Source organism: Salinicola sp. JS01, assembly GCF_030284585.1.
Classification (GTDB): domain Bacteria; phylum Pseudomonadota; class Gammaproteobacteria; order Pseudomonadales; family Halomonadaceae; genus Salinicola.
This window is the reverse complement of sequence record NZ_CP127244.1, coordinates 3,265,420-3,286,361: the sequence shown is the minus strand read 5'-3', so window position 1 is coordinate 3,286,361 and position 20,942 is coordinate 3,265,420. Positions and strand designations below refer to the sequence as shown.

Sequence of the window (20,942 nt, the reverse complement as noted above, 5' to 3'; positions counted from 1 at the left end):
TGTCGGCGGCGACCGCCGCATCCAGGGCGGCAGCGGTGACGCCGCCGACCGCAGCTGGGTAGAGTGGGCTCTGAGCGTCGCCAACACCGCTTCCGGGAGAGACCGACATGCTGACCCTCACGCCGCAAGACGCGGCCCTCGACTGCCGCGCCGACGGCTGGCAGGACGCCCTCGACCAGGCCGCGGCATCGCTCCACCAGGCCGGGCTGGTGGAGCCTGCCTACCGCGATGCGCTGCACGCCCGCGAGGCCCAGGGCTCGACCTACCTGGGCAGCGGCATCGCGATTCCCCACGGCACCCCGGAGAGCCGCAGCCAGATCCACCACACTGGGGTGCGCCTGCTGCAGTTCCCGCAGGGGGTCGAGTGGCACGACGGCAATCGCGTCTATCTACTGGTCACCATCGCCGCCTCCAGCGACGAGCACCTCGACGTGCTGCGCCAGCTCACCCACGTGCTCGACGCTGAAGGCGTGGCCGAACGCCTGGCCGCCGCCGACAGCGCCGAGGAGATGATCGCGCTCCTGTCGCGCCCGCGGCCCAAGGCGCGTCTGGATGCCGACACCCTGTGTCTCAACTTCCCCGCGCGTGACCGCTTCGAGCTGGCGCTGGCGGCGGCGGCGCGGCTGCGCCAGGCGGAGTGTGTCGACGCCAGCTTCGTCGCCGCGATCAACGCTCAGGAGCCGGTCGCGCTGGGGCAGGGGCTGTGGCTGGTCAGTGCCGACCGCGGTGTCAAGCAGCCGGCGCTGTCGCTGGCGACGCCGGAGCGCGCCTTCAGCGGCCCGCGCGGGCCGGTCAATGGGGTCTTCTGCGTGGCGGCCCTCGACGACGCCCACCGCGACCTGCTGGCACGTCTCGCCGAGCTGCTCGACAGCGGTCAGGGCGAGGCGCTGGTGGATGCCGACGCCGACGGCGTGCTGATGCGCCTCTCCGGCGAGTCGAGCAGTGCCCAGACCGCCCGGGTCACCCTGCTCAACGCCCACGGGCTGCACGCGCGGCCGGCCAAGGTGCTGGTGCAGAAGGCGCGCGAGCAGGCGCTGCCGGTGCGCGTGCGCCTGCTCGAAGGCAGCGCCGAGTCGGTCTCGGCGGCGAGCCTGACCAAGGTGATCGGGCTCGGCGCGCGGCGCGGCCAGACACTGATCTTCTCGGCCGAGGGCGAGGGCGCCGAGGGCGCGCTGGCGGCGATGGTCGACGCCGTGGAGAGCGGTCTGGGCGAGGCGGTACGGCCGCTCGCCGAAGTGGCTGCCGCGGGCGCCAACCGCGCTGCCCGGCGTGAGGCCGAGGCGCCGCTCGAACCGCTCGAGGACGACGGCGTGCTGCCGGCCACGGCGGCCTCGCCGGGCCTGGCGATCGCCCCGGCCTACGTGATGCGCGCGCCGGACTTCGACTACCCCGAACGCGCCCGTGATCTGGCGGCCGACAAGCAGGGTCCGGCCGAGCGCCAGCGTGAGCGGCTGCAGGCGGCGCTCGACGAGGCGCGGCGCCAGCTGCAGGCGCTGATCGGCACCGCCAAGGGCGGTGACGTGGCCGAGATCCTCTCCATGCACGCCGAGATGCTCGACGACCCGGAGCTGCACGAGGCGGCCTTCGAGGGCATGCGCGACGGTCTCAGCGCCGAGGCGGCCTGGTGGCAGGCGATCGACACCGCGGCCCGGGCCCAGGAAGTACTCGCCGACCGGCTGCTGGCCGAGCGCGCCGCCGACCTGCGCGACGTCGGTCGCCGGGTGCTCGGCGTGCTGTGCGGCGTGGAGATGCCGACGCCGCCGCAGCGCCCCTACATTCTGGTCACCGACGATATCGGCCCCTCCGATGTGGCGCGGCTGGATACCGCTCAGGTGCGCGGCCTGCTCACCGCACGCGGCGGTGCCACCTCGCACAGCGCCATCCTGGCGCGGGCGCTGGGTATCCCCGCGGTGGTCGGCGCCGGCGAACGGGCGTTGACGCTGAACAACGACGACGACCTGATCCTCGACGGCGATCTCGGCCGCGTCATCGTGCGCCCCTCCGCCGAGCGCCGCGACCGCGCCGAGCTGCGCCTCAAGGAGCTCGAAAAGCTGCGCCGCGAGGCGCACGGGGCGCGCTTCGAAGAGGGGCGTACCGCCGACGGCAAGCGTATCGAGGTCGCCGCCAACCTGGGCAACACCGCCCACGCCGCCGATGCGGTGGAGCAGGGCGCCGAGGGCGTGGGGCTCCTGCGCACCGAGTTCATCTTCATGGCGCACCCGGAAGCCCCCGATCTGGAGACCCAGATCGGCGAGTACCGGCGCGCCTTCGACGCCCTCGATGGGCGCCCGCTGGTGGCGCGCACGCTCGACGTGGGCGGCGACAAGCCGCTGCCCTACTGGCCGGTGCCGGCGGAGGACAACCCCTTCCTCGGCCTGCGCGGGCTGCGCCTGGCGCTGACCCGGCCCGAGGTGCTCGAGACCCAGCTGCGGGCGCTGCTGACCGCCGCCGGCGAGCGGCCGCTGCGGATCATGTTCCCGATGGTCAAGGACGTCGACGAGTACCGCCAGGCGCGCGCCATCGTCGACCGCCTGCAGGCGGAGATCGGTGCCGGTGACGTCCAGGTCGGGGTGATGATCGAGATTCCTTCGGCGGCGCTGCTGGCGCCGAGCCTGGCCGCGGAGGTCGACTTCTTCTCCATCGGTACCAACGACCTGACCCAGTACACCCTGGCGATCGACCGCGGCCACGCCACCCTCTCGGCCCAGGCCGATGGCCTGCATCCGGCGGTGCTGCGGCTGATCCAGATGACGGTCGACGCCGCCCACGCCGAGGGCAAGTGGGTCGGGGTGTGCGGCGAGCTGGGCTCGGATGCCGCCGCGGTGCCGGTGCTGGTGGGCCTGGGGGTCGACGAGCTGTCGGTCTCGGTGCGTCAGGTGCCGATGGTCAAGGCGCGCCTGCGCGGCATCACTCAGGAGAGCGCCGAGCGCCATGCGCGCACCGCACTCGCCCAGGCCACCAGCCAGGCCGTGCGTGACGCGCTGGAGGCACTGTGATGGCGAGCGCGCACGAGCTCCTGGTGGTGACCCTCAATCCGGCGCTGGATCTTTCGATCGGGCTGCCGACGCTGACCCTGGGCGCGGTCAACCGTACCCAGTCGAGCCAGCTGGCCGCTGCTGGCAAGGGGCTCAACGTGGCTCGCGTGCTGGCCGCGCTGGGCCATCGGGTGACGCTCTCCGGGCTGCTGGGAGAGGACAACGACGCCCCCTTCGTCGCCGCCTGCGCCAGTGCGGGGATCGCGGACGCCAGCCTGCGCCTGCCGGGCGAGACGCGCATCAATGCCAAGATCGCCGAAGCCGACGGCCGCGTGACCGATATCAACGGCCCCGGGCTGAGTGTGTCGGCCGAGGCGCTCGCGGCGCTGCGCCAGCGCCTCGACACGCACTGCCGCGAGCGGACGCCGGGGGCGGTGGTGCTCACCGGCAGCCTGCCGCCCGGGGTCTCGGAGGAGGACTTTGCCGCGCTGGTAGCCGCACTCAAGGCCACCGGTGTGCCGGTGTGGGTGGATACCAGCGGGCCGGCGCTGGCGGCGGCACTGGCGGTGCCGCCCAGCGCGGTGAAACCCAACGAGCATGAGCTGGCGGCCTGGGCCGGCGCGCCGTTGGAGACCCTCGAGGCCCAGCGCGAGGCGGCGCGGCGGCTGCATCGGGCGGGGGTCGAGGAGGCGCTGCTGTCGCTCGGCGGCGCGGGCCTGATCTGGGTCAGCCGGCGCGGCGAGTGGCTGGCCGAGCCGCCCCGGGTGAGCGTGGTCAACACCGTGGGCGCCGGCGATACCCTGGTCGCCGGCATGCTCCACGGCATTCTCGCCGACCAGCCGCCGGCCCAGGTGCTGGGCTTTGCCACGGCGCTGGCGGCGGACGCGGTGCGGCATGTCGGCGTGGGCCGGCCCGAGGCCGCAGACTTTTCCGAACTACTTCAACAAACGCGCGTGCAGCGGCTCGACGAGGCGACGTACGCGGGGGAGAGCGCATGAACGTGATTCTGATTACCGCCTGCCCCAGCGGCATGGCGACGACCTTTCTCGGCGCGCGCCGGCTCGAACAGGCCGCCAAGCGGCTGGGCTGGCAGGTGTCGGTGGAGATGCACGGCGAGCTGGAGGCGGTGACCCCGGCCTCCGCCGAGGCGATCGCGGCGGCCGAGCTGGTGGTGGTCGCGGCCGAGCGCGTGCCCGAGCCGCAGCGCTTCGACGGCAAGCGGCTGTTCCGTGCGCCGATCCATCAGGCGCTGCCCGACCCGGACGCCTTCCTCGAGCGCGCCGCGCGCGAGGCGGCGACCTTCGACGCCGCGAGCGCGAATGCGCCCGCGCCCGCCACCGCCGTGCAGGCGCCCCAGGCCGGCGGCAGCACCCAGCGGCGCATCGTCGCGGTGACCGCCTGCCCCACCGGGGTGGCGCACACCTTCATGGCGGCGGAGGCCCTGGCTCAGGCGGGCAAGGCGATGGGACACGCGATCCACGTCGAGACCCAAGGCTCGGTGGGGGCGCAGAACGCGCTGAGCGCCGATGACATCGCCGCCGCCGACGTGGTGGTGCTGGCCTGCGATATCGAGGTCGACGACACCCGCTTCGCCGGCAAACCGATCTATCGCACCTCCACCGGCGCGGCACTCAAGCAGCCCAAGCAGACCCTGGAGACGGCGCTGGTCGAGGCCCAGGTGGAGTCGAGCGGCGCGCCTCAGGGCGGCAGTGCAGGGGCCAGCGGCGGGGCGCGCAAGAGCGTCAAGGAGCGCGGTCTCTACAAGCACCTGCTGACCGGGGTGTCGTTCATGCTGCCGATGGTGGTGGCGGGCGGTCTGTGTATCGCGCTCTCGTTCGTGTTCGGGATCAAGGCCTTCGAGCAGGAGGGCACCCTGGCCGCGGCGCTGATGCAGATCGGCGGCGGCACCGCCTTCAAGCTGATGGTGCCGGTACTGGCCGGCTATATCGCCTACTCGATCGCCGACCGCCCCGGCATCGCCCCGGGGATGATCGGCGGCATGCTGGCCTCGACCCTGGGCGCCGGCTTCATCGGCGGGATTCTCGCCGGCTTCCTGGCCGGCTACTCGGCCTCGGCGGTGACCCGCTACGTCAAGCTGCCGGCCAGCGTCGAGTCGCTCAAGCCGATCCTGATCATCCCGCTGCTGGCGAGCCTGTTCACCGGCCTGGTGATGATCTACGTGGTGGGCACGCCGGTGGCGGCAATCCTCGCCGGGCTGACCCAGTTCCTCAACAACATGGGCTCCACTAACGCGGTGCTGCTGGGCCTGCTGCTGGGCGCGATGATGTGCTTCGACATGGGTGGCCCGGTCAACAAGGCGGCCTATACCTTCGGGGTCGGCCTGCTCTCCACCGAAACTTACATGCCGATGGCGGCGATCATGGCCGCCGGCATGGTGCCGCCAATCGCCATGGGCATCGCCACGTTGCTGGCGCGGGGCAAGTTCTCGCAGCCGGAGCGCGAGGCGGGCAAGGCCTCCTTCGTGTTGGGGCTGTGCTTCATCACCGAGGGGGCGATCCCGTTCGCCGCCAAGGACCCGCTGCGGGTGATCCCGCTGGCGATGATCGGGGGCGCGGTCACCGGGGCGCTGTCGATGTGGTTCGGGATCAAGCTGATGGCGCCCCACGGCGGTCTGTTCGTGCTGCTGATCCCCAACGCGGTCAACATGGCGCTGCTCTATCTGGTCGCCATCGCTGCCGGGTCGCTGGTCACCGGGGTCGGCTATGCGCTGCTCAAGCGCGGCGAGAGCGAACTGCCGGCGGTCGCCGATGCGGGCAGCGGCGCCGTTGCCAGCGAGCAGCGCGCCGGCTGACGCCCGACACGCTCCACGCTATCGACGCCGGCGCCCTGCGCCGGCGTCTTGCGTTGAGGGCTGGGTATCCAGATCGACGCTTCAGGTGGGCATTCGGAGAGCCTGCTGGTGAACCGGGGTTGGCGCTGCGCCAGTAGTCTGCCTGATAGTCCACGCCGCCTAATATTCATGAAACTTAGAATACCGGGATCGGTTTGAGACATCTCTTACAAAATATCGAGCTAATGTCTGATAGTCTCATGTCTTAACTTGCTTTAACATCGACTTACTCGTAACCATCACATGCCTCTAGCCTTGTAACGGCTATCTCGATAATCCGCGAACCGGAAGCGCATCATGCTCGATATCAGTGAACTCTCCGGCATTGATCTGTCGCAATCGCAGCGTCTGTTGCAGCTCGACCTCCCCGGCGCGCCGGGCGGCGTTGCGCTGATCCCCCACCGTCTGGTCGGTGAGGAGCGCGTCTGCGAACCGTTCGCCTATACCCTCGACTGCATCTCCCAGCAGAACGATATCGAACTCAAGACGCTCATGGCACAGCCGGCGCGGCTATCGATCCTGCAGGCCGACGGCAGCTACCGGCCGCTGCACGGGCTGGTCTATGACGCGGCACTGCTCGGCGAGGACGGCGGCGTCAGTTATTATCAGCTGACCCTGGTGCCTTGGCTTCGGATGCTCGAACTGGGCCGCGACAATCGTATTTTCCAGAATGCCTCGGTGGTCGATATTCTCACCGACGTATTCGCTGACTTTCCCCCGGCCGCGGGCCGTTGGCGCTTTGATTTACGCCGTGACTACCCGACTCGCAGCTACTGCGTGCAATATCGCGAAAGCGATCTGAATTTTATTAGCAGAATAACCGAAGAAGAAGGGTTATGGTATTATATTGAACAGAGCGACGATGGCCACTGTGTCGTCTTCACCGATGACACCGATACCACCGCCCCGGTCAGCCCCCAGGCCATTCGTTTCCATCGCCAGGACGCCACCGAAACCGAAGACGCCTTGACCCACTGGGGCGGTACGCGCACTCAACAGCCCACCCGCGTCAGCCTCGGCAGCTTCGACTACAAGCAGCCGGCACTGGCCAAGCGCACCGGCTTGGGCACCATCAATGACCAGGGCAATCTGCCGCCGCGCGAACTTTATGACTATGCCGGCGAGTACTACTACCGCGGGGTCGAACGAGGCGAGCGCCTGGCCGAGAACCGGCTGGAAGCCCTGGAGTCGCAAGCCAAGCGCTTCCACGGCGCCGGCGGTGCCCGCCAGCTCCAGGCCGGGCGCTGGTTCGAGCTCACCCAGCACCCGCTGCACGACGCGGGCGGCGAAGCCGAGCGGACCTTCCTGCTGCTCGGCGTCATCGTTCACGCCGAGAACGTGCTGCCGGTGTCGGCGCACCTCAAGACCCTGCCCGGCAGCCTGCAACCCCGACTCGATGCCGCACGGCGGGCCCACGGAATCGACGACCCCGAGGCATCGACCGGCGACGACACGACCGACGTCCGCCGCGTCGGCACCGGCCACTTCCTCGTCGACCTCGAGGCCCAGCGGCGCAGCCAGCCCTATCGCCATCCGCTGACCCACCCACGCCCGGTCATCGGCGGGCCGCAGACCGCCACCGTGGTCGGCCCAGAGGGCGAGGAGATCCACACCGACGAGTGGGGGCGGGTCAAGGTCCAGTTCCACTGGGACCGCCAGGGCCAGCACGACGAGCAGAGCTCGTGCTGGCTGCGCGTCGCCTCGTCCAGCGCCGGTGCCGGCCATGGTTACATCCGCCTGCCCCGCGTCGGCGAGGAAGTACTGACCGAGTTCCTCGAGGGCGACCCCGACCGCCCGCTGATCACCGGCAGCCTCTATAACGGCCAGAATTCCCACCCCTGGGGCCTGCCCGACAGCAAGACCTGCTCGGGCTTTCGCTCCAAGACCTATCAGGGCAGCGGCTTCAACGCCCTGCGCTTCGACGACCAGACCGACCAGGAGCAGATCTGGCTGCATGCCCAGAAGAACTTCGACCTGCTGACGCTCAACGACCGCACCGAGGAGATCAAGCGCGACAACACCCTGCACGTCTATCGCGATCGCACCACCGACATCGACCGCGACGACACCCGCACCGTGCAGCGCCACGACACCCACACGGTACACGGCAACGAGACCCTCAGCGTGGATGGCAACGAGACCCACACCATCCACCAGCACCATCGCCACACCACCGACGGCAACGAGACCAAGCGAGTCGGCCGCAACTGGTCCACCAAGGTCGGCAACCACAAGACCGAGACGGTGGGCAAGGCGTACCTGCAGAACGTCGGCCTGGGCCGCATGGAGAACGTCGGCCTGGGTTACAGCCTCAACGTCGGCGCGCTGATGAACACCGTGGTCGGCCTCAGCCATACCACCCAGGTGGGCCTCAACCACGCACTCGACGTCGGCCGCGACATCACCCTGAACGCCGGCAACCGCCTGACCCTCCAGGTCGGCAACAGCCGCCTGGTGATCACCGGCGAGGCCATCTACCTGGACGCCGGCGAGATCCACGTGCGCGCCGGCACCAACGTGCACATCGACGGCCCCGACGACGTCTTCGTCAACACCGGCACGGCCCAGCCCGCCCCGGGCAGCGACGAGGCGGACGAGGACGACCCGGCGAGCGAGGGAGGCAGCGGCCGTGGCGCGAGTCGTTAACCCGACGCCCTTCCCCGAGGCGCTGTATCGCAAGCTCGGCCCCGGTGGCCGGGAGTACGAGGTGCTCAGCGTGCGCGGCACCTTTCGCTTCACCGGCGACCATCGGCCGCTGAGGCTGGCCGAGAACCAACGCCCCATCCGTTGGCAGGCCATCTACACCGGGGGGCCTGAGGGGTCTCAGGCGCGCACCCTGGTCGAGGACAGCGATGTGCTGATCGGCAAGCCCACGACGGATATCCATGTCAGTGGGACCCTGCGCACCCCCGATGGCCAGCCGCGTCGCAGTTGGCAGATCCGGGTTCAGGTGGGCAAGGTGGACAAACAGTTACGTGTCTACGGCCCGCGCGAGTTCCGCCAGGGGTTCTTCGGCGGCTGGCGCCTGAGCGCGCCCGCGCCGACCCGCGCCGTGGCGCTGGATTATCGCCACGCCTTCGGCGGTCATATCGCCTTGCCCGATACCGCCGACGCGCCCCTGCTCGATTGCCCCCACAATCCGGTCGGCTGTGGCTGGCTGCCGAAGCGCGCCGATTACAAGCGGCTGCCCAAGGGGCTGGTGAAGGCCTTCAAGCGTCGGGTCCTGGATGTGACCCGCCTGCCCGCGCCGCAACTGGAGGATCCCGGGACGCCGGTCCGCTCGCCCTTCGACCGGCCCGTGCCGGCAAGCTTGGGCCCCATCGCCCGCTGGTGGCAACCCCGGCTGGCCCGCCAGGGCACCCTGGACGAGGCCTGGCTGGCCGAGCGCTACCCGCAGTGGCCGGACGACTTCGATAGCCGCTATTACAACAGCGCCCACCCCGATCTGATCGCGCCCGAGTATCTGCGCGGGGATGAGGTGGTGATCCTGACCAACTGCCTGGCCGGCAGCCAACGGGTCCAGATCGGCACGTCGCGCTTTTACAGTCATCACACCCGCTTGCCGGGGCTCGCCCTCAAGGCGTTGGCGGAACACGCCGACGGGGATCGCACCATCACGCCCCTGGCGCTGGATACCGTGGGTATCGACCTGGACCACGGCGAGCTGACCTTGACCTGGCGCGCGCTGTTCGCGCCCGAGGAGGCCCTGCGCCGTGTCACGCTCGCCGCCACGCCCTTGCCGTCCCGCCAGTCACCCGCACGCGACGAGGCCCGCCATGCCGGATGAGCCGAGTGAACTGGCGCCGATGTGCGTCACCCCGGACGGGCTGTGCGAAACGGGCGACGGCCCGCCCGAGGCCGACAGCGCCACCCCGCGCGAGACCCGGGAGCAGGCGCTCAGTGGCGAATCGCGACACGTCGGTAATGCCGATGCCCAGTGGATGGCGGTCACCAGTACCCCCGACTTCTGCCGCGTCGGGGATGCTATCGTCGGCTTCGACAGCAGCGCCACTCTCGACACTCCGGTACGCCGTTCGCCGGATGTCATCGCCGCCGGCTACCCGCTCTATCGCCAGGGCGATCTGTTCCGCGGCATCCAGGGGGATGCCGGTCAGCATGTGGTCTCCGGCACATCGCTGGACAGCGGCCATGTGCTGATCACCGGTGGCCAGACCAACGTCAAGATCAACGGCCTGCCGGTGGCGCGTCACGACAGTCCCTGCCTGATCAACTGCAACGCCGCCGGGGTGGGCGGCGCCCCGGGCTATCTGGTGACCCGGCCCTGCGCGGTTGACAGCGCCCCGCCCGCCGGCGGTGGTGCCGACGAGGACGCGCACTACACCCCCGGCGAGGAAGCCGGCCGCGTTCTCAGCAACGCCTGGGAAGGCGTCAAGTCGGCCGCCCGTACCACCTGGGACGCCTTGCCCTTCACTGGCGACGCCGCCACGACAGCGGCCGCGCGGGATCGCGTGGTCGAAAGCGCCGTCGACATCTACCAAGGGCTGGACACGCTGGCTGGCCCCGGTCCCCTGGACCTGATCGACAGCGGCATCGGATGGGCCCAAGGCGACGCCGAACGCGCCGCGCATTTTAGCGAGGCCTGGCAACGCACGCGCGATGCCTACGGCGGTCTCTGGGATGCCGGCACACAAGCCTGGCAGGATGCCCGGGAACGCAACGGCACGCTGGGCGCGTTAGAGATGAGCGCGGCGACCTTCGCCATCGAGGCCATCGGACCCAAGGGCTCAGGCGCGGCCAGAAAAGCCGCGGAAGTGGCCGAGACCGCCGGGGATGTCAGCCGGGGCGCACGGCGGAGTGAGGAAGCGGCCGAGGCAGCGGGTGAGGGGGTGCATGTCGCTAGGCGTCCGGCCAAGTTGAAAAGGGTTCATTTGAAGTCTAGGGAAGAATACCGCGCTGCGTCCAAAAACCCAGAGCCCAACACTATTTATGAGTACGATGGTTTCACTTATACCACTGATGAATATGGCCGAGGCATCAGTTCATCCGGTACACTAAAGCTGGGCGCTGGGGGCAATCGTTTCCATGATGACCGGCTCATTGGACATCAGGGCATAGAGGGCGATATTGGCTTTCATGGTGGTGCGGATGAATTTGGTTTTCAGGGTGGATCATTGAACGTATCCCCTGGAAACAAAGCTTTAAATAGTCGCGAATATCGGGCTTTTGAACGAGATCTCAAAAACCACCTTCAAGAGGGAAGAGCAGTTGAGGCGGACTTCAGAAGAGTTTTTAATCCTGGGAACACCAGTTCAAGGCCAGACAAATATGCAATAAAATATAGAATTCAAGACGGTGACTGGGAAACAAGATCTTTCATGAATCAGGAAGGAGGCTAGACATGCTTTTCGAAACACCCGAAGATTATTACCAGGCCATAGGTAATGAGTTAAATTCCATAATAGAAGAACCTTGGGAAAAAGCAGAAGTAGAGGCTTTGCTAGATGGAATCTCTGTAAACATAAAAGTGGTCTATTTAAAAAAAGACGGATCCAAAGAAAGTAACGTCGATGTGTATATGCTGCCAGACTACTTTTACGAGTTATCTAAGGTCGTGAGTGGCGGCAATAAAGATCTATACAAGAAGTGTTTCTTTACGTTAAGGAGTAATGGGAAATATAAAGTCGACTTCGAGTATTAAAACAACCCAAAGGCCGCATAATCTGAGTGTAACACCAGGCCCATTCATTATGGTGTTGTACTTGGAGCTTGATACAAGCCAAATTTCATGCTTAATTCAGACAATTATATATTACAAGATAGTGCAGTTAATTGCTCGGAGGGGACGGGGCTTGGTCAACATTACAAGCCGCCGAAGAAACCTGATTTTTCAAAATTAAAAAGGTGGTTGGCAATGCAATCCAATTTGGAACTCGACGAAGAAAAATATCATTCCATTACAGCGCTTTGCGAAAATGGTGACAAGTTAGCCTCTGACGATAGATTTGAGGAAGCGATTGCCGAATACAACTCGGCCTGGTCTTTGGTTCCTGAGCCCAAATCTGACTGGGAAGCCTCAACATGGACACTCGCGGCCATTGCTGATGCTTGCTTTCTAGCTGGCTACAACACTTCGGCTCGAGAAGCGTTGGAGTATGCAATGACGTGTCCAGGAGGGATTGGAAATCCCTTTTTGCATTTAAGGTATGGACAAGTTCTTTATGAACTAGGCGATAAGAAAGGCTCAAGTGATGAGCTTGTTCGCGCTTATATGGGGGCGGGAGAGAGAGTTTTGATGGAGAGAGCCCCAAATACTTAGAGTTTCTAGAATCTAAGGCGATGATATATGCCTGAACCCGAACCAAGCTTTTGCAAATTGCGATAGTGACCTTTAACATAGTTCGTATCATCACCTACTCCACCCATGGTTTTTTTCGATGCTATAAGTGCTTGCATGAATTTTTAGCAAAGATTGAAAGCGCCATTTGCAACCAATGTTTTTAGATTTGGTGCTCTCAAGTTAAAAACGCGACGCTATTTAAGGTTGCTCAGGCCAGCGACCGATTTCTTGAGCATCTCGGTGTAAACTTCCAGTGGCGTGCGTCAATCAAGTGTCTTGTGCGGCCGTGTGTTCAGTGAGTCGGCGGTTTCGTCGAGTTCTTACTGGCTGTAGACGGAGAGATCCGACCTTTCGGCAGGTGCTGCCGCAACAGCCCGTTGGTATTGAGGGGGCGGCCATCCGCTTGGAGCCCTGCGGCCATGGGCTATGCGGGTCGGCCAAGTATATCGCCGTACCGGTGACGGTCTCACTGACCTAGTGCAACACCAGCCCTATTCAGCATGGTGTTGCACCTTCTCATGACTTTCTCGATGCCCTAGACGCTTCCTTTTCTCTCTGCACCGCGTCGGCGAGGAGGTACTGACCGAGTTCCTCGAGGGCGATCCCGACCGCCCGCTGATCACCGACAGCCTCTACAACGGCCAGAACGCCCACCCCTTGGGCTTGCCCGATAACACCCTGCACGTCTATCGCGATCGCACCACCGACATCGACCGCGACGACACCCGCACCGTGCAGCGCCACGACACCCACACGGTACACGGCAACGAGCCCCTCAGCGTGGATGGCAACGAGACCCACACCATCCACCAGCACCATCGCCACACCACCGACGGCAACGAGACCAAGCGGGTCGGCCGCCACTGGTCCACCAAGGTCGGCAACCACAAGACCGAGACGGTGGGCAAGGCGTACCTGCAGAACGTCGGCCTGGGCCGCATGGAGAACGTCGGCCTGGGTTACAGCCTCAACGTCGGCGCGCTGATGAACACCGTGGTCGGCCTTAGCCATACCACCCAGGTGGGCCTCAACCACTCCCTCGACGTCGGCCGCGACATCACCCTGAACGCCGGCAACCGCCTGACCCTTCAGGTCGGCAATAGCCGCCTGGCACGACAGCCATCTGGTGGAAGAAGGCGACGAGTTCGAGCTGTCGGATTGCTACGTTGGTTACTGGTGCTTCGAGGCGGCGCTGGTCGTCGCACTCCATGACATCGGCGGTGCGAATTTTCGCGACCACCCTTTCTATCCTGCCGATCTGGTGCGGCATTATCGTGGGAGGTATCGGAGCAATGACAGTGAGACATGTAATCTCTGAATCTGGGTGTATCCGATGAAGCAGAATATCTACGACAATCCCGATTTTTTCAGCGGCTACATGGCGCTTCGGGAGCGCGAAGGTGGTCTCAATGCCGCCATCGAAGAGCCCGCCGTCCGGCGTCTGTTGCCCACGCTGAACGGCCTGGATGTCCTCGATCTTGGCTGCGGTTTTGGCAAGTTCTCCGAGTACTGCCTGGCGCAGGACTTGCGTCGATATGTTGGCGTCGATATTTCGGAAAAGATGATCGCCGAGGCGAGGCGACGGTACCCGGACAAGCGAGCTCAGTTCCACGTAAGTGCTCTGGAGGACGCTGAGTTCGACGTTGGCTCCTATGATGCGGCGGTGGCTTCGATGTGTCTGCACTACGTCGAAGACCTCGGGGGCGTGCTGGATAAGGTCGCTTCTGCCTTGAGACCCACTGGGCGTCTCGTGCTCTCGGTGGAGCATCCGATTTGCACCGCGCTGCTCGCTGGCTGGCACGACTCGGAGCAAATGCCACGGATGCACTGGCCGGTAGATGACTATTTCACCGAGGGACGGCGCTCCACCACCTGGTTCGTCGATGGGATGATCAAGTATCACAGAACGCTGGATACCTATCTGAGTGCGGCGCTGGCGGCCGGTCTCTCGATCGCCCGGGTTCTCGAACCCCAGCCTACGGCGGAGGCCATCGAAGCGCAGCCACGGCTGGCCGAGCATCTCAGGCGTCCGCCAATTCTGGTCATGGGGTTCGACAAACGGCCACACGAGAGCCAATCGTCCCAAGACAGATAGCTAGTGCGGATGTCGCCCTGAGCTGTGGTAATGCCTTGGTCATGGTCCGCTGGCGGGACTAGAGTGAAGGCGATAGCCGTCAGAGGAGGTTGCGATGCAGATTCACTACCGCCAGGCGGGCCTCACGGTCGCCGAAGGCGATATCACCCGTTTCGACGGCGATGCCATCGTCAATGCCGCCAACCGCAGCCTGCTCGGCGGTGGCGGCGTCGATGGCGCGATCCATAGCGCGGCGGGGCCGCAACTGCTCGAGGCGTGCCGCGACCTGCGCCAGCGCGACTGGCCGGATGGCCTGCCTGTGGGCGAGGTGGCGCTGACACCGGGCTTTCGGCTGCCGGCCGGTTACGTCATCCATACCGTGGGGCCGGTGTATGCCGAGTCCGAGGACCCGCGCGGGCAGCTCGCCGCCTGCTATCGCAACGCCCTGGCGCTGGCTGAGGAGGAGGGCTTCACCCGGCTGGCCTTTCCCGCCATCTCCACCGGGGTCTACGGCTACCCGAGCGCCGAGGCGGCGGCAGTGGTGGCCGAGGTAATGCGTGAGCGGCTACCCCAACTGCCGGGTCTGGAGGTCACCTTAGTGTTCTTCTCCGCAGCGGACGCCGAGGCCTTCGTGCAGGTGGCGGGCTGGTAGGGCCGTTGTCGCGCCGCCGTCACTCCTCCGGCTGGTACTTGTAGCCGACGCCGTAGACCGAGCGGATGATGTCGCGCTCCGGCCAGATGTCGGCGATCTTGCGCCGCAGTTTCTTGACGTGGCTGTCGACGGTGCGCTCGGAGACGATGCGGTGATCGCGGTACATGTGATCCATCAACTGGTCGCGGGAGAAGATCCGCCCGGGGCTCTGCATCATCACCTTGAGCAGCTGGAACTCGACCGCAGTCAGGCCCAGGTCCTGGCCGCCGGCCAGGGCGCGCCAGCCATCCTCGTCGAGCACCAGGCGCTCCTCCTCGGAAAGCCCGCTCTCGGCGCCTGCCGCGGCGCCGTGGGTGCGGCGCAGCACCGCCTTGACTCGGGCTACCACCTCGCGCGGGCTGAACGGCTTGCAGATATAGTCGTCCGCGCCCAGTTCCAGCCCCAGCAGGCGGTCGACCTCCTCGACCCGGGCGGTGAGCATGATCACCGGCAGCGCCGGGTAGCGCTCGCGAATCTGCCGACACAGGGTGAGGCCGTCGGTGCCGGGCAGCATCAGATCGAGCAGCACCAGCATCGGCGTCTGCTCGGCGAGCCACTCCATCACTGCGTTTCCGTGGTCGATATGGTCCGAGGCATAGCCGCTCTTGGAGAGGTAGTCGGCGATCAGTCGCGCGATCTTGGGTTCGTCCTCGACGATCAGAATGGTGTCGTTCATCAAGCCGGTTCCTTGTCGGATGGCGTGGTCGCCATCTCCAGCGGAAAGGATAGGGTCCAGCGCAGCCCGCCCAAGGGCGAGCGCGAGGGTACCAGGGTGCCGCCCTGGGCTTCGATCAGGGCGCTGGCGATCGACAGCCCCAGGCCGCTGCCGCCGCTGCGGCGGTTGCGCGAGCCTTCCACCCGGTAGAGGCGTTCGGTGAGCCGCGGCAGGTCGCCCTCGGCCACGCCCGGGGCGGTATCCTCCCAGACCACTTCGGCGTGGCGCGCCTGGCGCTTCAGGGTCACCCGTAGCGAGCCGGGGCTATCGGTGTAGGCAATGGTATTGGAGAGCAGGTTGTCCCATAGCTGGCGCAGGCGCTGGCTATCGGCGCGCACCAGCGCGGGTTCGGTCTCCAGAGTCAGCGCCAGGCCGAGGCTCTCCAGGCGCAGGCGGCTGTCCTCGAGACGCTGGACCAGCGAATCCTCGAGATCCAGCGGAATCAGGTGCATGTCGAGCGCGCCGGCATCGCTCTGGGCCAGCAGGCGCAGGTCCTCGACCAGGTGACCGAGCTGATCCACTTCCTGCTGCAGCGAGCCCAGATTGTCCGCGCTCAGCTCGCGCACGCCATCCTGCATCGCTTCGATCTCGCCGCGCAGCACCGCCAGCGGGGTGCGCAGCTCGTGGGCGATATCGGCCACCCAGCGCTGGCGCGCGCGGCGGTTGGCCTCCAGCGTCTCGGCCAGCTGGTTGAAGTCGGCGGAGAGGCTGGAGAGCTCGTCGCGACCGCGCTCGGAGAGGCGCACGCTGTAGTCGCCCAGGGTCAGCCGGCGGGTGGCCAGGGTCATGTGGCGGGCGCGCCGCCCCAGCCACCAGGCCAGCCCGCTGGCGAGCAGCAGCGAGGCGAGGAACAGCGAGCCGACGATGATCATCAGGTTGCGCTGCTGGCGGTCGAGAAAGATCTGGTCCATGCGCGCCATCAGCCGTTCCGGCGGCAGGTAGCCGAGCTGGCCGACGGTCTTGTCGCCGCTGCGAATGGGCACGAAGTGCGGCTCCGGCGGCGGTGGCAGGTTGGGATCGCGCTGCGGCGGCGGGTCGAGCAGCGGCTCGCCGATCACCGGGTTGCTCAGCTCGTCGAGCAGCACGTAGCCGCGGGCATCGCTCAGCTCGCGGTCGATACCGCTGGGCGGGCGGCGCTCGCTCGACCATAGCTGACTGCGCACCAGGCTCTGCCAGGCGCGCGGGTTGTCTCGCAGCCAGCGCCAGCTGCCGCGGCTCGCCCACTGCTCACCGAGGGCATTGGCCAGGGTCTCGGCGCGGGAGGCCTGGCTGCGCTCGAGGTAGCTGACGAAGCCCTGGTCGAGACTGCGCGAGACGAACACGAAGACGAGACCGCTGATCAGCACGTTGGTCAGCAGAATGATGACGAACAGCTTGAGGCTGAGTCGCGACAGGCGCGGCCAGTCGCGCGGGCTTCTGAGGGTTAGCGCCATGGGGTCGGTTTTTTTCACGAACCGGGAAAACCTCGTCAGTATGCCGCCGCACAATGCAGCGATGATCCAGCCAATGGGTAAAGATCGTGGAGATCGCCGGCGCCGGCGGATGTGGCGATCGAGACGATCAGGGCGATCAGTGGGCAAGCGATCGGGATGATTGTGACCTGTCCGGCGCTGGCGTGCATCCGGGTGGGCGCCAGCGCCGGTCGTGTCGGTCGCGTCAGTCGGGGGCCGATATCTCGCGGCCATGCCAGGTGAAGGCGACAGCCCGGTGCGGCTGGGCGCGGGCATCGAAGCGTGCCCACAGCTCGGCGAAGGTGAGCCCCCGAGCGGGATGACGGTGGTCAGGCAGCAGCTCTGCCAGCGGGTGCAGCACGAAGGCGTAGCGCTCGATGTCCGCCCGCGGCAGGGTGGTGTCGCCGTGGCGCCCGCAGGCCTCACCCCACAGCAGCAGGTCGATGTCCAGGGTGCGCGCGACCTGCTTGGTGGGGCCGGCGGGGCGGCCGTGGGCCTGCTCGATCGCCTTGCAGCGGGCGTTGAGCGCGTCGGGTTCGAGCGGGGTGTCGAACGCTACCACCAGGTTGTAGAAGTCGCGCGGGTCGCTGAAGCCCACCGGCGGACTCTCGAACACCCGCGAGACGCGCAGCGTCGCCGGGGCGGCGAGTGCCGCCAGGGCATCCAGAGCGCCGACCAGGTGGCGCTCACGCTCGATGCTGCTGCCTAGCCCGAGTACCGCCAGCGGCATCAGCCGGCCTCGCGCTCGATGCGCACGCCCACCGCGCGGGCGCTGGCGACGGCGCCGGGCTTGCGCACGGTCAGGCGCAGACGGCGCACGCCGAACTCGGCGATCACCAGCTGCGCCACGCGCTCGGCGAAGGTCTCGACCAGGCCATGGGCATTGTCGGTGGCGTAGGCGGTGAGACGCTCGCAGATCGCGGCGTAGTCCAGAGTGTGGCTGAGGTCGTCGTCGCGCGCCGCGGCGCGGATGTCGGTGGCGAGCTCGAGGTCGAGCTCCAGTGACTGCTGCACGTGGCGTTCCCACTCGTAGACGCCGATGACGGTCTCGACGCGCAGCCCTTCGATCAGTACTTGATCCATCTTTATCGGGTCCATCCTGATTGAGTCCACCCAGGTTCGGTACACATCCGGTTGATTCGCGCCACGCGCTGCGCTCGCGAGCGTCGATTGTACGTCATGAGAGTGGCAGAATCAGGGCTCGCGTCGTCCGCGACCCATGCTGATCGTCCACTGCCGGAGGGCGGATGCCGTCATCCACGCTCATCACCATCGCGCTGGCTTCAGCCGGCTATCTCAGCGGCTCGCTGCTGGGGGCGATCTGGGTCTGCCGGCTGTGGGGCCTGGGCGACCCGCGCCGTGCTGGCTCCGGCAACCCGGGGTTCTCCAACGTGCTGCGCGCCTTCGGCTGGCGCCCGGCGCTGGCGACCCTGGTGATCGACGCCGGCAAGGGCATGCCGGTGCTGTGGCTGGCCGGCCATGCGTCGCTGTCGGTGTGGGCACAGGGGCTGGTGGGGCTGGGCGTGCTGCTGGGTCACAGCTGCCCGGTCTGGCATCGAGGGCGTGGCGGCAAGGCGGTGGCCAGCGCTTTCGGCGTGCTGTTGATGCTGGCCACCCCGGTCGCGCTGATCTGCGCGGTGTGCTGGTTCCTGCTCGCCTGGCGGGTGCGTACCGCGGCGGTGGCTTCGCTGGCCACGGCGCTGATCGCGCCGCTGCTGAGTTACTGGCTGGTGCCACCGATGAGCGGGGTGATCTGTGTGTTCTCGACCCTGGTGCTCATCCGCCACGCCTTCAATATCCGCACCTGGCGCGAGCGCCGGCGTGAGACCGTCGCGCCGGCGCTGGCCGACCCGCTGGATGAAGAGGACGCGCTCGAGGATCGGCGTGACGTTGGCGCGCTTGGGCAGCGTCCCGGCGGCGACTAGCGGCGACTAGCGGCGACAGCCGCCAGGCTCAGGGCTGCGGCGGCGTAAGCTCGGCCAGCGGCCAGCGCGGCCGCGGCTGCGGGGTATCACTGCGCTCGCCCGCCAGCAGGCGCTGGGCGCCGGCGTAGGCGATCATCGCGCCGTTGTCGGTGCAGAAGCGTCCGCGCGGGTAGTAGGCGCGGGCGCCGCGCTTGGCCAGGGCCTGGTCCAGGGTCGCGCGCAGCCGACGATTGGCGCTGACCCCGCCTGCCACCACCAGACGCTGGCGCCCGCTCGCTTCCAGCGCGCGGCGGCACTTGATCACCAGGGTGTCGACCACCGCATCCTCGAAGGCGCGGGCGACATCGGCGCGCGCCTGGGCATCCAGCGCCGCCTGCTGTTCCAGGCTGCGCAGCGCGGTCAGGGTGTGGGTCTTGAGCCCGGAGAAACTGAAATCGAGACCCGGGCGGTCGGTCATCGGACGCGGGAAGCGGAACCGGCTGCTGTCGCCCTGCTCGGCCAGGGCCGCCACCTGGGGGCCGCCGGGGTAGGGCAGGTCGAGCATCTTGGCGACCTTGTCGAAGGCCTCGCCGGCGGCGTCGTCGACCGACTCGCCGAGCAGGCGGTAGTCGCCCAGCCCGCGCACGTCGACCAGCTGGGTGTGGCCACCGGAGACCAGCAGCGCCACGAACGGGAACTCCGGCGCCTCCGGCTCCAGCATCGGCGCCAGCAGATGCCCCTCCATATGGTGCACGCCGAGGATCGGCACCGCGAGCGCCCGCGCCATGCCGTGGGCGGTGCAGGCGCCGACCATCAGCGCGCCGACCAGTCCCGGGCCGGCGGTATAGGCGATGGCGTCGATGTCGCGCTTCTCCAGGCCGGCATCGGCCAGCACCTGATCGATCAGTGGCAGCAGCTTGCGGGTGTGGTCGCGGGAGGCGAGCTCCGGCACCACGCCGCCGAACTCCGCGTGCAGCGCGACCTGGCTGTAGAGCGTATCCGCCAGCAGGCCCTGCTCGCTGTCGTAGAGGGCCACGCCGGTTTCGTCACAGGAGGTTTCGATGCCCAGCACGCGCATGGTCGAAGGTTCCGTCGCTAATCAAAAGGGGGAGGGGGATGACAAGGCGCACTATTCTACGCGCTGGCGATGGGCTTTGCATGGCCCCGATCATGCCCCCACGGAGCGCCTTCAAGAGTGGTCAGCGCCTTCAAGAGTGGTCCCCCTGCCACTGAGCCTGCGGCAGGGCGCGCCCGACGCCGGCCGGGACGCGCGGCGGTCAGGAAAAGTCGTTTGCAAAGCGTGAAGGCCGGCACTAGAATACGCTGCTCTGCAGGACTGGGTCGTGCGCTCTAACGCCCCTCGAGCGGTCGTCAAGCCGGATTTTTCGGTGCGATACCGCGCAAGAGGCGGATCCGGGATTGCGACGCGGCACGCCCTCAGGGTGAGCCGTAGCGCCGTCTGAATCCCCTCGGATCATCATGGGCGTGCGTTCAAACCGAACTCAATTCCCAAGGTAGGTGAGTGCTTAATGCCTTCTGTCAAAGTACGTGATAACGAGCCGTTCGACGTCGCGCTGCGTCGCTTCAAACGTTCCTGCGAAAAAGCCGGAATCCTGTCTGAAGTCCGCCGTCGCGAAACTTACGAAAAGCCCACTTCCGTGCGCAAGCGTAAAGCTGCCGCGGCCGTGAAGCGTCACGCCAAGAAGCTCCAGCGTGAGCGTAAGCGTTTCGAACGCTTGTATTGATCCGTACTGGGGGTGACGCGAGTCACTCCAGAGGGATAGCCCAAACGGCCGCCGCCTCGGTGGCCGTTTGTTTTTGTTCCTCGCCCCCGGAGGGTGTCTACCCAGCCGGCGGCCGCAGAGACGCGGCCCACGCGCAGCGTCGTCCGCTGCGTAGACCCTCTCTCCTCGACTGTCCCATTCCCGAGACAGTGGCCGTCGGCGCCGGGCGCCCGCGGCCGGCGCAACGAGAGCGTTTGAC

General features: G+C 66.8%; 19 protein-coding genes and 1 pseudogene. 14 read left to right on the top strand and 6 right to left on the bottom strand.

Annotated features, from left to right (window positions below):
• The first annotated feature begins 107 nt into the window (after positions 1–107).
• From ptsP to QO259_RS14930, 8 genes are all read left to right on the top strand, one after another.
• Positions 108–2,996 carry a phosphoenolpyruvate--protein phosphotransferase gene (ptsP, locus tag QO259_RS14965; protein WP_285950548.1) on the top strand — a complete coding sequence of 963 codons (2,889 nt, stop codon included), beginning with the start codon at positions 108–110 and terminating at the stop codon, positions 2,994–2,996.
• On the top strand, positions 2,996–3,973 hold the full coding sequence (gene pfkB, locus QO259_RS14960) for a 1-phosphofructokinase (RefSeq protein ID WP_285950547.1): 978 nt from the start codon (positions 2,996–2,998) through the stop codon (positions 3,971–3,973). Before ptsP ends, pfkB begins: the two co-directional genes overlap by 1 nt.
• The gene (locus QO259_RS14955; protein ID WP_285950546.1) at positions 3,970–5,787 is read left to right on the top strand and encodes a PTS fructose-like transporter subunit IIB; all 1,818 of its coding nucleotides are present in this window, start codon (positions 3,970–3,972) and stop codon (positions 5,785–5,787) included. Before pfkB ends, QO259_RS14955 begins: the two co-directional genes overlap by 4 nt.
• Positions 5,788–6,123: 336 nt before the next feature.
• A complete protein-coding gene (locus QO259_RS14950; protein ID WP_285950545.1) occupies positions 6,124–8,472 on the top strand; it encodes a type VI secretion system Vgr family protein in 2,349 nt (782 codons plus the stop codon).
• Positions 8,456–9,613, top strand: a complete 1,158-nt coding sequence (locus QO259_RS14945; protein ID WP_285950544.1) for a DUF2169 family type VI secretion system accessory protein — start codon at positions 8,456–8,458, stop codon at positions 9,611–9,613. The genes QO259_RS14950 and QO259_RS14945 overlap by 17 nt, the downstream gene beginning before the upstream one ends.
• Complete coding sequence (locus QO259_RS14940) at positions 9,603–11,183, top strand: DNA/RNA non-specific endonuclease (RefSeq protein WP_285950543.1); 1,581 nt, start codon at positions 9,603–9,605, stop codon at positions 11,181–11,183. The genes QO259_RS14945 and QO259_RS14940 overlap by 11 nt, the downstream gene beginning before the upstream one ends.
• 2 nt (positions 11,184–11,185) lie before the next feature.
• The gene (locus tag QO259_RS14935) at positions 11,186–11,485 is read left to right on the top strand and encodes an antitoxin YezG family protein (RefSeq protein ID WP_285950542.1); all 300 of its coding nucleotides are present in this window, start codon (positions 11,186–11,188) and stop codon (positions 11,483–11,485) included.
• 213 nt (positions 11,486–11,698) lie between these two features.
• Positions 11,699–12,103 carry a hypothetical protein gene (locus tag QO259_RS14930; RefSeq protein ID WP_285950541.1) on the top strand — a complete coding sequence of 135 codons (405 nt, stop codon included), beginning with the start codon at positions 11,699–11,701 and terminating at the stop codon, positions 12,101–12,103.
• 215 nt (positions 12,104–12,318) lie between these two features.
• Here the strand turns inward: QO259_RS14930 and QO259_RS20375 are convergent.
• Positions 12,319–12,583, bottom strand: a pseudogene (locus QO259_RS20375) (transposase); the annotation flags it as partial.
• Between the two features lie 198 nt (positions 12,584–12,781).
• Here QO259_RS20375 and QO259_RS14925 point away from each other — a divergent pair.
• From QO259_RS14925 to QO259_RS14915, 4 genes are all read left to right on the top strand, one after another.
• Complete coding sequence (locus QO259_RS14925) at positions 12,782–13,336, top strand: bacteriophage T4 gp5 trimerization domain-containing protein (protein WP_285950540.1); 555 nt, start codon at positions 12,782–12,784, stop codon at positions 13,334–13,336.
• On the top strand, positions 13,251–13,442 hold the full coding sequence (locus QO259_RS20300) for a PoNe immunity protein domain-containing protein (RefSeq protein ID WP_353057293.1): 192 nt from the start codon (positions 13,251–13,253) through the stop codon (positions 13,440–13,442). Before QO259_RS14925 ends, QO259_RS20300 begins: the two co-directional genes overlap by 86 nt.
• Positions 13,443–13,457: 15 nt before the next feature.
• On the top strand, positions 13,458–14,219 hold the full coding sequence (locus QO259_RS14920; RefSeq protein WP_285950539.1) for a class I SAM-dependent methyltransferase: 762 nt from the start codon (positions 13,458–13,460) through the stop codon (positions 14,217–14,219).
• 94 nt (positions 14,220–14,313) lie between these two features.
• Complete coding sequence (locus QO259_RS14915; protein ID WP_207033318.1) at positions 14,314–14,850, top strand: O-acetyl-ADP-ribose deacetylase; 537 nt, start codon at positions 14,314–14,316, stop codon at positions 14,848–14,850.
• 19 nt (positions 14,851–14,869) lie between these two features.
• Here the strand turns inward: QO259_RS14915 and QO259_RS14910 are convergent, their stop codons facing one another.
• From QO259_RS14910 to folB, 4 genes are all read right to left on the bottom strand, one after another.
• Positions 14,870–15,565, bottom strand: coding sequence for a response regulator (locus tag QO259_RS14910; protein ID WP_207033315.1), 696 nt, complete (start codon positions 15,563–15,565; stop codon positions 14,870–14,872).
• Positions 15,565–17,037 carry an ATP-binding protein gene (locus QO259_RS14905; RefSeq protein WP_285952785.1) on the bottom strand — a complete coding sequence of 491 codons (1,473 nt, stop codon included), beginning with the start codon at positions 17,035–17,037 and terminating at the stop codon, positions 15,565–15,567. The genes QO259_RS14910 and QO259_RS14905 overlap by 1 nt, the downstream gene beginning before the upstream one ends.
• Before the next feature lie 223 nt (positions 17,038–17,260).
• Complete coding sequence (gene folK / locus QO259_RS14900; RefSeq protein WP_285950538.1) at positions 17,261–17,785, bottom strand: 2-amino-4-hydroxy-6-hydroxymethyldihydropteridine diphosphokinase; 525 nt, start codon at positions 17,783–17,785, stop codon at positions 17,261–17,263.
• Complete coding sequence (folB, locus tag QO259_RS14895) at positions 17,785–18,138, bottom strand: dihydroneopterin aldolase (protein WP_285950537.1); 354 nt, start codon at positions 18,136–18,138, stop codon at positions 17,785–17,787. Before folB ends, folK begins: the two co-directional genes overlap by 1 nt.
• A gap of 164 nt (positions 18,139–18,302) precedes the next feature.
• Between folB and QO259_RS14890 the strand changes: the two genes are divergently transcribed.
• Positions 18,303–18,980 carry a glycerol-3-phosphate acyltransferase gene (locus QO259_RS14890; protein WP_285950536.1) on the top strand — a complete coding sequence of 226 codons (678 nt, stop codon included), beginning with the start codon at positions 18,303–18,305 and terminating at the stop codon, positions 18,978–18,980.
• A 28-nt stretch (positions 18,981–19,008) separates the two neighbouring features.
• Here the strand turns inward: QO259_RS14890 and tsaD are convergent, their stop codons facing one another.
• Positions 19,009–20,037, bottom strand: coding sequence for a tRNA (adenosine(37)-N6)-threonylcarbamoyltransferase complex transferase subunit TsaD (gene tsaD, locus QO259_RS14885; RefSeq protein WP_285950535.1), 1,029 nt, complete (start codon positions 20,035–20,037; stop codon positions 19,009–19,011).
• A gap of 451 nt (positions 20,038–20,488) precedes the next feature.
• Between tsaD and rpsU the strand changes: the two genes are divergently transcribed.
• Positions 20,489–20,704 carry a 30S ribosomal protein S21 gene (rpsU, locus tag QO259_RS14880; RefSeq protein WP_081919436.1) on the top strand — a complete coding sequence of 72 codons (216 nt, stop codon included), beginning with the start codon at positions 20,489–20,491 and terminating at the stop codon, positions 20,702–20,704.
• Positions 20,705–20,942 lie beyond the last annotated feature (238 nt).

What these genes read in the sequence shown, in the direction of transcription:
- ptsP (WP_285950548.1), top strand. Translation starts at nt 108, where the DNA reads ATGCTGACCCTCACGCCGCAAGACGCGGCCCTCGACTGCCGCGCCGAC.
- pfkB (WP_285950547.1), top strand. Translation starts at nt 2,996, where the DNA reads ATGGCGAGCGCGCACGAGCTCCTGGTGGTGACCCTCAATCCGGCGCTG.
- QO259_RS14955 (WP_285950546.1), top strand. Translation starts at nt 3,970, where the DNA reads ATGAACGTGATTCTGATTACCGCCTGCCCCAGCGGCATGGCGACGACC.
- QO259_RS14950 (WP_285950545.1), top strand. Translation starts at nt 6,124, where the DNA reads ATGCTCGATATCAGTGAACTCTCCGGCATTGATCTGTCGCAATCGCAG.
- QO259_RS14940 (WP_285950543.1), top strand. Translation starts at nt 9,603, where the DNA reads ATGCCGGATGAGCCGAGTGAACTGGCGCCGATGTGCGTCACCCCGGAC.
- QO259_RS14935 (WP_285950542.1), top strand. Translation starts at nt 11,186, where the DNA reads ATGCTTTTCGAAACACCCGAAGATTATTACCAGGCCATAGGTAATGAG.
- QO259_RS14930 (WP_285950541.1), top strand. Translation starts at nt 11,699, where the DNA reads ATGCAATCCAATTTGGAACTCGACGAAGAAAAATATCATTCCATTACA.
- QO259_RS14920 (WP_285950539.1), top strand. Translation starts at nt 13,458, where the DNA reads ATGAAGCAGAATATCTACGACAATCCCGATTTTTTCAGCGGCTACATG.
- QO259_RS14915 (WP_207033318.1), top strand. Translation starts at nt 14,314, where the DNA reads ATGCAGATTCACTACCGCCAGGCGGGCCTCACGGTCGCCGAAGGCGAT.
- QO259_RS14910 (WP_207033315.1), bottom strand. Translation starts at nt 15,565, where the DNA reads ATGAACGACACCATTCTGATCGTCGAGGACGAACCCAAGATCGCGCGA.
- QO259_RS14905 (WP_285952785.1), bottom strand. Translation starts at nt 17,037, where the DNA reads ATGGCGCTAACCCTCAGAAGCCCGCGCGACTGGCCGCGCCTGTCGCGA.
- folK (WP_285950538.1), bottom strand. Translation starts at nt 17,785, where the DNA reads ATGCCGCTGGCGGTACTCGGGCTAGGCAGCAGCATCGAGCGTGAGCGC.
- folB (WP_285950537.1), bottom strand. Translation starts at nt 18,138, where the DNA reads ATGGATCAAGTACTGATCGAAGGGCTGCGCGTCGAGACCGTCATCGGC.
- QO259_RS14890 (WP_285950536.1), top strand. Translation starts at nt 18,303, where the DNA reads ATGCCGTCATCCACGCTCATCACCATCGCGCTGGCTTCAGCCGGCTAT.
- tsaD (WP_285950535.1), bottom strand. Translation starts at nt 20,037, where the DNA reads ATGCGCGTGCTGGGCATCGAAACCTCCTGTGACGAAACCGGCGTGGCC.
- rpsU (WP_081919436.1), top strand. Translation starts at nt 20,489, where the DNA reads ATGCCTTCTGTCAAAGTACGTGATAACGAGCCGTTCGACGTCGCGCTG.